Source organism: Streptomyces sp. NPDC043996 (assembly GCF_056435225.1).
Genome location: NZ_JBWKEY010000021.1, coordinates 127,407 through 138,272 on the forward strand (window position 1 = coordinate 127,407; position 10,866 = coordinate 138,272).

The window sequence follows — 10,866 nt, forward strand, 5'->3', positions numbered from 1 at the left end:
CCCCCTATTCGGGGCCGGTAGGGTTAGTCGCGGCCGTCCGAACCTTGGGCGGTCGCTTGCCGGGGTCCGGGTTTCGGGGGACGAGCGTCGGGGCGGCAGCCCAAGCTCCGCTGTTGATCTGACACCATTCCCCGGGGGCCCCGTTCGCGAGACGAGCGAGGCTCGTACGTCTAAGACTTGCGACCAGGGGACGGATGGGACCGCGCAGTGCGGGGCTACGAGAGCCAGGACAGTCGGCGACCGGCTGAGGCCGACCATCTCTCACGGTTCGAAGCCGAGATGGACCGGCTGAAGACCGACCGGGAGAAGGCGGTCCAGCACGCCGAGGACCTCGGCTACCAGGTCGAGGTGTTGCGCGCCAAGCTGCACGAGGCGCGCCGCAACCTCGCGTCCCGCCCTGCCTACGACAGCGCGGACCTCGGCTACCAGGCCGAACAGCTGCTGCGCAACGCCCAGATCCAGGCCGAGCAGCTGCGCGCCGACGCCGAGCGCGAGCTGCGCGAGGCCCGCGCCCAGACCCAGCGCATCCTCCAGGAGCACGCCGAGCAACAGGCGCGGCTCCAGTCCGAGCTGCACTCCGAGGCCGTCTCCCGGCGCCAGCAGCTCGACCAGGAGCTGAACGAGCGCCGCCAGACCGTCGAGTCGCACGTCAACGAGAACGTGGCGTGGGCGGAGCAGCTGCGGGCCCGCAGCGAGCAGCAGGCCCGGCGCCTGCTCGACGAGTCGCGCGGCGAGGCCGAGCAGGCGCTCGCCGCCGCCCGCGCCGAGGCCGAGCGGCTCGCCGAGACGGCCCGGCAGCGGCTCGCCGCCGACGCCGAGAGCGCCCGCGCGGAGGCCGAGGCGCTGCTGCGCCGCGCCCGCACGGACGCCGAGCGCCTCCTCAACGCCGCGTCCACGCAGGCCCAGGAGGCCGCCGACCACGCGGAGGCGCTGCGCTCGTCCACCGCGTCCGAGTCCGACCAGGCGCACCGCAAGGCCACCGAGCTGACCCGCGCCGCCGAGCAGCGCGTCGCCGAGGCCGACACCGCGCTGCGCGAGGCGCGCGCCCAGGCGGACCGGCTCGTCGCCGAGGCCGAGGAGACCGCAGCCAAGCAGCTCGCGGCCGCGGAGGCCGCGGGCGAGCAGCGCACGCGCACGGCCAAGGAGCAGGTCGCCCGGCTCGTCGGCGAGGCCACCAAGGAGGCCGAGGCCGCCAAGGCGGAGGCCGAGCAGAAGCGCGCGGACGCCGCCGCCGAGGCGGAGAAGCTGATCGCGGAGGCCGCCGAGAAGGCCCGCTCGATCACCGCCGAGGAGACCGCCTCGCAGCTCGCGAAGGCCGCGAAGACCGCCGAGGAGGTCCTGACCAAGGCCTCCGAGGAGGCCACGGCGACCACGCGCGCCGCCACCGAGGAGGCCGAGCGGGTCCGCGCCGAGGCGGAGGCCGAGGCCGACCGGCTGCGCGGCGAGGCGCACGACATCGCCGAGCAGCTCAAGGGCGCGGCGAAGGACGACACCAAGGAGTACCGCGCCAAGACCGTCGAGCTCCAGGAGGAGGCCCGGCGGCTGCGCGGCGAGGCCGAGCAGCTGCGGGCGGACGCGGTCGCCGAGGGCGAGCGGATCCGCGGCGAGGCGCGCCGCGAGTCCGTCCAGCAGATCGAGGAGGCGGCCCGCTCCGCCGAGGAGCTGCTGACCAAGGCCAAGGCCGACGCGGACGAGGCGCGCAAGGCCGCGGCCACCGAGGCCGAGCGGGTGCGCACCGAGGCCGTCGAGCGGGCCACGACGCTGCGCACCCAGGCCGAGGAGACCCTGGAGCGCACCCGGGCGGAGGCCGAGCGGCACCGCTCGGAGGCCGCCGAGCAGGCCGAGGCCGTCACGGCGGCGGCGCAGGAGGCCGCGCGGGAGCTGCGCGCGGAGGCCGAGCGGGTCATGGCGGCCCGCAAGGCCGAGGCCGAAGCGGAGCTGACGCGGCTGCACACGGAGGCCGGGGAGAAGCTCACCGCGGCCGAGCAGGCGCTGAGCGACGCGCGCGCGGAGGCCGAGCGCATGCGCCGCGAGGCCGCCGAGGAGACGGAGCGGCAGCGCACGGAGTCCGCCGAGCGGATTCGCACCCTGCAGTCGGGGGCCGAGGCGGAGGCGGAGCGGCTGCGCGACGAGGCCGCGGCGGACGCCTCGCAGGCGCGCGCCGAGGGCGAGAGCGTCGCGGTGCGGCTGCGTTCGGAGGCGGCCGCCGAGGCGGAGCGCCTGAAGACGGAGGCGCAGGACACCGCGGACCGGGTGCGCGCGGAGGCGGCGGCCGCCGCCGAGCGCGTCGCGGCCGAGGCCGCCGAGGCCCTCGCGGCCGCGCAGGAGGAGGCGGCCCGGCGCCGTCGCGAGGCCGAGGAGACCCTCGACTCCGCGCGCGCGGAGGCCGACCAGGAGCGCGAGCGGGCCCGTGAGCGGAGCGAGGAGCTCCTCGCGTCGGCGCGCAAGCGCGTGGAGGAGGCCGAGGCCGAGGCGGAGCGCCTGGTCGAGGAGGCCGAGGCCCGCGCCACGGAGCTGGTGTCGGCCGCCGAGCAGCAGGCCCAGTCGGTACGGGACTCCGTCGCCGGGCTGCACGAGCAGGCGCAGGAGGAGATCACCGGGCTGCGCTCGGCCGCGGAGCACGCGGCGGAGCGCACGCGGACCGAGGCGCAGGAGGAGGCGGACCGCGTCCGCGCCGACGCGCACGCCGAGCGGGAGCGGGCCAGCGAGGACGCGCGCCGCGTCCGGCGGGAGTCCACGGAGGCGGCGGAGGCCGCCAAGGCCCTGGCCGAGCACACCGTCGCGGAGGCGCTCGCGGAGTCCGACCGGATGCGCTCGGACGCCTCCGAGCACGCCCAGCGGGTGCGCACGGAGGCCTCGGACACCATCGCGCAGGCCGACCAGGACGCCGCCCGCACCCGCGCCGACGCCCGCGAGGACGCCAACCGCATCCGCAGCGACGCCGCCAACCAGGCGGACACGCTGATCGGCGAGGCCCGCTCCGAGGCCGAGCGCCTCACCACCGAGACCGCGACCGAGGCCGAGCGCGTCCGCACCGAGGCGATCGCCGAGGCCGAGCGCCTCACCACGGAGACGGCCGCCGAGGCCGAGCGGGTGCGTACCGAGGCGATCACCGAGGCCGAGCGGGTGCGGGCCGAGTCGGTCGCCGCCGCCGAGCGCCTCACCACGGAGACCGCCGCCGAGGCCGAGCGCGTGCGCGCCGAGTCGGTGGCCAAGGCCGAGCAGCTGATCTCGGACGCGACCGGGGACGCCGAGCGGCTGCGCGCGGAGGGCGCCGAGGCGGTGGGCTCGGCACAGCAGCACGCTGAGCGCGTCCGCGCGGAGTCCGAGCGCGTCAAGCAGGAGGCGGCGGCCGAGGCGGAGCGCCTCACGTCCGAGGCCCGCGAGGAGGCCGCGCGCACCCTGGACGAGGCGCGTCAGGCCGCGAACAAGCGCCGTACGGAGGCCGCCGAGCAGGTCGACAAGCTCATCACGGAGGCCGCGGCCGAGGCCGAGAAGCTGACCGCCGACGCGCAGGAGAAGGCGCTGAAGGCGACGACGGACGCCGAGGCGCAGGCCGACACGATGGTCGGCGCGGCCCGCAAGGAGGCCGAGCGGATCTTCTCCGAGGCGACGGTCGAGGGCAACACCCTGGTGGAGAAGGCGCGTACGGACGCGGACGAGCTGCTCGTCGGCGCGCGCCGGGACGCCACCGCGATAAGGGAGCGCTCCGAGGAGCACCGCAACCGCATCACCACGGAGATCGAGGAGCTGCACGAGCGGGCCCGGCGCGAGTCGGCCGAGGCGATGAAGTCGGCGGGCGAGCGCTGCGACGCGCTGGTGAAGGCCGCCGAGGAGCAGCGGGCCGAGGCCGAGGCGAAGGCCAAGGAGCTGGTGGCGGACGCCAACTCGGAGGCCAGCAAGGTGCGCATCGCGGCCGTGAAGAAGGCCGAGGGGCTGCTCAAGGAGGCCGAGCAGAAGAAGGCCGAGCTGACGCGTGAGGCCGAGCGCATCAGGGCGGAGGCGCAGGCGGAGGCCGAGCACATCGTGACCGAGGGCAAGCGCGAGCTGGAGATCCTCGTCCGGCGTCGCGAGGACATCAATGCGGAGATCTCCCGTGTCCAGGACGTGCTCGAGGCGTTGGAATCCTTTGAGGCGCCGCAGGGCGGCGGCAAGGACGGCGGCGTCAAGGCCGGGGCCGCGGCCGGGGCTACTCGTTCGGGTGGCAAGCAGTCAGAAGGCTAGCCACGGAACCCTTTCCGTGCTTCACAGGGACCTTCGGCCCTGGCACTGGCAAGCGCTCTGCCGGTTAGCCACTCAAAAGGGGTGTCATTCTCCAGATCAAACGGGCATACGCTCGATGACACGCCGCAACGCCCCCTAGGATTCCCTCTATCACCTCACCCGGTCTCATTCGACAGGAACCCCATGAGCGACACTTCCCCCTACGGCTTCGAGCTTGTGCGGCGTGGGTACGACCGCGCTCAGGTGGACGAACGTATCTCCAAGCTCGTCTCCGACCGAGACTCCGCTCTCACCCGAATCACTGCTCTGGAAAAGCGCATCGAGGAACTCCACCTCGAGACGCAGAACGCCCAGGCCCAGGTCGCCGACGCTGAGCCGTCGTACGCCGGGCTCGGGGCCCGCGTCGAGAAGATCCTCCGCCTCGCCGAGGAGGAGGCCAAGGACCTGCGCGAGGAGGCCCGGCGCGCCGCGGAGCAGCACCGCGAGCTCGCCGAGTCGGCCGCCCAGCAGGTGCGCAACGACGCCGAGTCGTTCGCGGCCGACCGCAAGGCGAAGGCCGAGGACGAGGGCGTCCGCATCGTCGAGAAGGCCAAGGGCGAGGCGAACGCGCTGCGTGCCGAGGCGCAGAAGGACGCGCAGTCCAAGCGCGAGGAGGCGGACGCCCTCTTCGAGGAGACCCGCGCCAAGGCCGCCCAGGCCGCGGCCGACTTCGAGACGAACCTCGCCAAGCGGCGCGACCAGTCCGAGCGCGACCTGGCCTCCCGCCAGGCCAAGGCCGAGAAGCGCCTCGCGGAGATCGAGCACCGCGCGGAGCAGCTGCGCCTGGAGGCGGAGAAGCTGCGCACGGACGCCGAGCGCCGCGCCCGTCAGACGGTGGAGACGGCCCAGCGTCAGGCCGAGGACATCGTCGCGGACGCGAACGCCAAGGCGGACCGCATCCGCAGCGAATCGGAGCGCGAGCTGGCGGCGCTCACCAACCGCCGCGACTCCATCAACGCGCAGCTGACGAACGTCCGCGAGATGCTCGCGACGCTCACCGGCGCGGCCGTGGCCGCGGCGAGCACGCCCACCGAGGACGAGCCGATCTCGCGGGGGGTTCCGGCACAGCAGAGCCGCTGACGCGGTACGACCAAGCACGGGGTGAACGAGACGGGCCCCCCGCCACGAGACGGAAGTCGAGTGGCGGGGGGCTTTGTCGCGTTTTAGCGTGTCGACATGGTTTTAGCGTGTCGACATGATCGAGGTGTGCGCGTGACCGGGGTGACGGCATGATCGAGCTCGAAGCGCTGACCAAGCGGTACGGCGAGAAGGTGGCGGTCAACAACCTCACGTTCACCGTGCGACCGGGCATGGTCACGGGCTTCCTCGGGCCGAACGGCGCGGGCAAGTCCACGACGATGCGCATGATGCTGGGGCTCGACAACCCGACCGCGGGCGACGTCCGCATCGACGGCAAGCACTACGCCCAGCTGAAGGACCCGCTGACGTACATCGGCGCCCTCCTCGACGCCAAGGCCATGCACGGCGGCCGCAGCGCCTTCAACCACCTGCTGTGCCTCGCGCAGTCCAACGGCATCCCGCGCGCCCGTGTCCACGAGGTCCTGGACACCGTCGGCCTGACGGCCGTGGCCAAGAAGAAGGCGAAGGGGTTCTCCCTCGGCATGGGCCAGCGCCTGGGCATCGCGGGCGCGCTGCTCGGCGACCCCGAGATCCTGATGTTCGACGAGCCGGTCAACGGCCTCGACCCCGAGGGCATCCACTGGATCAGGAACCTGATGAAATCCCTCGCCGCGCAGGGCCGTACGGTCTTCGTCTCCTCGCACCTGATGAGCGAGATGGCGCTGACGGCGGAGCACCTGGTCGTCATCGGCCAGGGCCGCCTCCTCGCCGACACCTCCATGTCGGACTTCATCCGCCAGAACTCCCGGTCGTACGTGCGCCTGCGCTCCCCCCAGCGCGAACGCCTCCTCGACGTGCTGCACGAGGCCGGGGTCACCGCCGTCGAGGCGGGCAACGGCACCCTGGAGGTGGACGGCGCGAGCGCCGAACAACTCGGCGAGCTGGCCGCCCAGCACCACCTGGTCCTGCATGAACTCAGCCCGCAGCAGGCCTCGTTGGAGGAGGCCTTCATGCAGCTGACGGCGGAGTCGGTGGAGTACCACGCGCACGCGGACCACCAGGGCGCCGCCGCGGACACCGGTCAGGCCGCGCCCCAGCCCCCTCCCGGCCCTGGCTGGGGCGAGGGCTGGCAGCCGCGCCGGAAGGGAGACTGACGCCGCATGGCCGCGACCCAGGTACTGAGGTCCGAGTGGACGAAGATCCGCTCGGTCGCGTCGACCGTGTGGACGCTCGGTCTCGCCGTCGTCGTCACGATCGCGCTCGGCATGCTCATCAGCGCCCTGTCGAAGAACGACTTCGACAAGCTCAGCCGCGAGGACAAGCTCACCTTCGACCCCACCTTCATCAGCTTCGCCGGGATGTCCCTCGGCCAGCTCGCGATGATCGTCTTCGGTGTCCTCGTCGTCTCGAACGAGTACAGCACCGGCATGATCCGCACCTCCCTCGCGGCGGTGCCGCAGCGCGGCACGTTCCTCTTCTGCAAGGTCGCGGTGGCCGCGCTGCTCGCCTTCGCGGTGTCCATCGCCACCAGCTTCGTCGCCTTCTTCGCCGGTCAGGCGATGCTCGGCGAGCACAAGGCGCAGATCGGGGACCCGGGCGTGCTGCGCGCCGTCATCGGCGGCGGGCTCTATATGACGCTGATCGCGCTGTTCTCCATGGGCGTGGCCGTGATGCTGCGCAGCCCGATGCTGTCCCTCGGCATCCTGATGCCGTTCTTCTTCCTGATCTCCAACATCCTCGGCAACGTGTCCGCCACGAAGAAGGTCGGCCGCTTCCTGCCCGACCAGGCCGGCAGCAAGATCATGCAGGTCAAGACCCCCTTCGACGACGACACTCCGTACGGGCCCTGGGGCGGCCTCGCCATCATGCTGGCCTGGACGACGGCGGCCCTCCTGGCCGGCTACGCCCTACTCCGCAAACGCGACGCCTAACACACCCGTGCCACGCCTCGGGGCGGCGGGCCCTGGACGCCGGGCTGGGGAACCCCGGGCGGCGGACCCCGGGCTGCGGGCCCCGGGCTGCGGGCCCCAGGCTGCGGACGCCGGGCTGCGGGCCCCAGGCTGCGGGCCCCGGGCTGCGGGCCCCGGGCTGCGGATGCCGGGCGGCCTGAGCGGCCTCGCCTCCCCCGCGCTTCCCTTCGCCTCCCCTCGGGTTTTCGTCCCCCTCGCCTCGCCTCCCCTTCTCCTCCCCTCCCGTTCTCGCCTCACCTCTTCTCCCACCCACCCGCCCTCCCCCCCACGCACGGTGCCGGACGGCGGGTGCGGGGCGGCGGGCGGCGAGAGGCGGGGCGCGGGGCAGCGAGCGGCGGGCGCGGGGCTCCGGGCGACGGGCCCCAAGCGGCGGCCCCGGGCAGCGGACGGCGGACGCCTGGCGGCCCCGAACGGCCTCGCCTCCGCCGCCGTCCACCCGCGCCTGGCTCCGCGCTACCGCGCTCGCACTCCCCGCCCGCCCGCCCCTTTCAGGGGCGAGCGGGCGGAAAACACAACGACGCACCCGAGAGCCGCGAGGTCGGGGGCCCCCAGCCGAAGCCGCAGCCGCAAGGACGGGCGGGAAACATGGCCACCCAGCCGCGAGCCGCCAGGTCGGGGGCCGCGCAGCCGAAGCCGCAGCTGTAAGGGCGGGCGGGAAACACCCGCCGCGACAGCAGCGGAAAACATGACCACCCACCCGCAAGCCGCCAGGCCGCAGGGCACCCAACCGAAGCCACAGCTGTAACGGCGGGCGGGAAAACCCCGCCGCGACAGCGGCGGAAGACGTGACCACCCAGCCACAAGCCGCCAGGCCGGGGGGCACCCAGCCGAAGCCGCAGCCGTAAGGGCGGGCGGGTGGGAAACACCCGCCGCAGCAGCGGCGGAAGACGTGACCACCCAGCCGCGAGCCGCCAGGTCGGGGGGCACCCGGGCAAAGCCGCAGCCGTAAGGGCGGGCGGGTGGGAAACACCCGCCGCGACAGCAGCGGAAGACGTGACCACCCAGCCGCGAGCCGCCAGGTCGGGGGGCGCCCGGGCAAAGCCGCAGGTGTACGGGTGGGTGGGTGGGAAGGGCCCCCACCCCCCGCCGCCCCCGCGGCAACCGCACCGCCGCCTTTTACCCGCTCTTGGCCGGAACCGTCAGCGCCCGGATATCCTCCTAACCCTTACGGGGGCGTGTGCCCCGACGTCCTGAACCATTCGATGGGTGCGGAGAATGATCGAGGCAGTCGGCCTGACGAAGCGCTACGGCGCCAAGACAGCCGTGTACAACCTTTCCTTCCAGGTGCGACCCGGCACCGTGACCGGCTTCCTTGGCCCCAACGGCTCCGGCAAGTCGACGACGATGCGGATGATCCTGGGCCTGGACGCCCCGTCGGCGGGGCAGGTGACGATCGGCGGCTACCCGTACCGCAAGCTGCCGAACGCCCCCCGCCAGGTCGGCGCCCTCCTCGACGCGAAGGCGGTGCACGGCGGCCGGCACGCCCGCAACCACCTGCTGTGCCTCGCGCAGCTGTCCGGCATCCCGGCCCGCCGCGTGGACGAGGTCCTCGGCGTGGTCGGCCTGCAGGAGGTGGCCCGGAAGCGCTCCAAGGGCTTCTCGCTCGGCATGGGCCAGCGCCTCGGCATCGCCGCCGCGCTGCTCGGCGACCCCCAGGTGCTGCTCTTCGACGAGCCGGTCAACGGCCTGGACCCCGAGGGCATCCTCTGGGTCCGCAACCTGATGAAATCCCTCGCCGCCGAGGGCCGCACGGTGTTCGTGTCCTCGCACCTGATGAGCGAGATGGCGCTGACCGCCGAGCACCTCATCGTCATCGGGCGCGGCCAGCTGCTCGCCGACATGAGCGTCCGGGACTTCATCTCGCACAACTCGGCCGACTTCGCGCGGGTCCGCACCCCCGACAGTGAGCCGCAGCAGCGCGAGAAGCTGACGGCCGCGCTCACCGAGGCCGGTGGCCAGGTGCTGCCCGAGCCGGACGGCGCGCTGCGCGTCACGGGCCTGCCGCTGCCCCGCATCAGCGACCTCGCGCACGGCTCCGACGTCCGCCTGTGGGAGCTGTCGCCGCACCAGGCGTCCCTGGAGGAGGCGTACATGCGCATGACGCAGGGCGCCGTGGACTACCGCTCGACGATCGACCAGCGCACGGGCCTGCAGGAGCAGCACGCGCCCGGCGCGCTGCCGCAGCCGCCGGTGCCGGGCCAGGGCCAGCCCGGCTGGTACGCCCCGCCGCCGCCCCAGCAGGGCGGTCAGCCCTTCGCGATGCCGCAGGGCCTGCCCGGCGCTCCGGACGGCACGCAGCCGAACCCGTACGCCGCCGCCCCGCAGGCGCCCGCCCCCGCCGCCCCCGACATGACCAAGCGCGACAGCGAGGAAGCCCGATGACCACGCCTCCGACTCCGCAGCAGCCGCAGGCGCAGCCCCAGCAGCCCCCGGCCGCCCCGGCCCAGGCCCCGGCCCCGGCCGCCCCGCAGCCGCCCGCCACCGCGCCCGCGCCCGCGCAGGCACCGGCCGCCGTCGCCACCGCGCCCCAGCCGCCGCACGGCACTCCGCCGCACGGCGCGCCCCTGCCGGGCGCTGGTGGCGTCCCGATGGCGCCCGCGCCCGCCGCGCCCGCGCCGCCCTCGGCGTGGCAGCAGGCGATGAGCGCCGCGTACACGTCCCCGATCCCGGTCCGCAAGACCCACCTCGGGAACGCCCTCGCCTCGGAGTGGACGAAGATCAAGTCGGTCCGCTCGACGGTGTGGACGCTGAGCATCTTCCTGTTCCTGGTGATCGGCATCGGCCTGCTCGCGATCGCGAACACCGAAACCGACGACTACGTGGACGTGCCGTTCACCATCCCGGCGTTCTTCGGCCTGATCCTCGGCCAGATCTGCCTGATCACCCTGGGTGTCCTGGTGACGTCGTCGGAGTACGGCACGGGCATGATCCGTACGACGTTCACGGCCTCGCCGCAGCGCTACCGGGTGTTCGCCGCCAAGGCCCTGATCTTCTTCGTGATCGCCTTCGTTGCCTCCGCGGGCTCCATCTTCTTCGTGGGCCTGGTCGCCTCGGGCGCGCACAGCGGCCCCGGCACGGGCGACGTCGGCTGGATCGACACGGTCTTCAAGGGCGGCCTGTACGTCTCCCTGCTCGGCGTGCTCGCCCTGTCCGTCGGCTCGATGCTGCGCCACTCCGCGGGCGCGATCACGACGATGCTCGGCATCGTCCTCGTCCCGGCGATCATGCCCGCGTTCCTGGGCATCTGGGAGAGCACCCAGCCGCTGGGCGAGAAGATGGAGAAGTACAACGCCATCACCTCGCTCGCCGAGATCTTCAAGCTCGACGAGACCCTCGAAGGCGGTGGCGGCGGGCAGCTCACGCTGCTCGTCATCGTCACGGCGGCGGCCGTGGCGGGCGCCTTCGCGCTCCTGGAGAAGCGGGACGTCTGACCCGTACCCGCACCGCACGCGCACGGCGGCGGGGGGGGGGGGGGGGGGGGGGGGGGGGGGGGGGGGGGGGGGGGGGGGGGGGGGGGGGGGGGGGGGGGGGGGGGGGGGGGGGGGGGGGGGGG

At 73.9% G+C, this 10,866-nt stretch carries 6 protein-coding genes; all 6 read left to right on the top strand.

Going from position 1 to position 10,866, the window contains the following annotated elements; genetic code table 11:
• The first annotated feature begins 207 nt into the window (after positions 1 to 207).
• The 6 genes from scy (at position 208) to AC07A4_RS39135 (ending at position 10,744) form a co-directional block, all read left to right on the top strand.
• Positions 208 to 4,224, top strand: coding sequence for a polarized growth protein Scy (gene scy / locus AC07A4_RS39110; protein WP_478608718.1), 4,017 nt, complete (start codon positions 208 to 210; stop codon positions 4,222 to 4,224).
• Positions 4,225 to 4,407: 183 nt separating this feature from the next.
• Positions 4,408 to 5,343, top strand: coding sequence for a cellulose-binding protein (locus tag AC07A4_RS39115; protein WP_478608720.1), 936 nt, complete (start codon positions 4,408 to 4,410; stop codon positions 5,341 to 5,343).
• 149 nt (positions 5,344 to 5,492) lie between these two features.
• Positions 5,493 to 6,497 carry an ABC transporter ATP-binding protein gene (locus AC07A4_RS39120; RefSeq protein ID WP_478608722.1) on the top strand — a complete coding sequence of 335 codons (1,005 nt, stop codon included), beginning with the start codon at positions 5,493 to 5,495 and terminating at the stop codon, positions 6,495 to 6,497.
• 6 nt (positions 6,498 to 6,503) lie between these two features.
• Positions 6,504 to 7,274: an ABC transporter permease gene (locus AC07A4_RS39125; protein ID WP_478608724.1), complete on the top strand. Its 771-nt coding sequence runs from the start codon at positions 6,504 to 6,506 to the stop codon at positions 7,272 to 7,274.
• Between the two features lie 1,254 nt (positions 7,275 to 8,528).
• The gene (locus AC07A4_RS39130; RefSeq protein WP_478608726.1) at positions 8,529 to 9,695 is read left to right on the top strand and encodes an ATP-binding cassette domain-containing protein; all 1,167 of its coding nucleotides are present in this window, start codon (positions 8,529 to 8,531) and stop codon (positions 9,693 to 9,695) included.
• Between the two features lie 206 nt (positions 9,696 to 9,901).
• A complete protein-coding gene (locus tag AC07A4_RS39135) occupies positions 9,902 to 10,744 on the top strand; it encodes an ABC transporter permease (RefSeq protein ID WP_478608756.1) in 843 nt (280 codons plus the stop codon).
• The last annotated feature ends 122 nt before the right edge of the window (positions 10,745 to 10,866 follow it).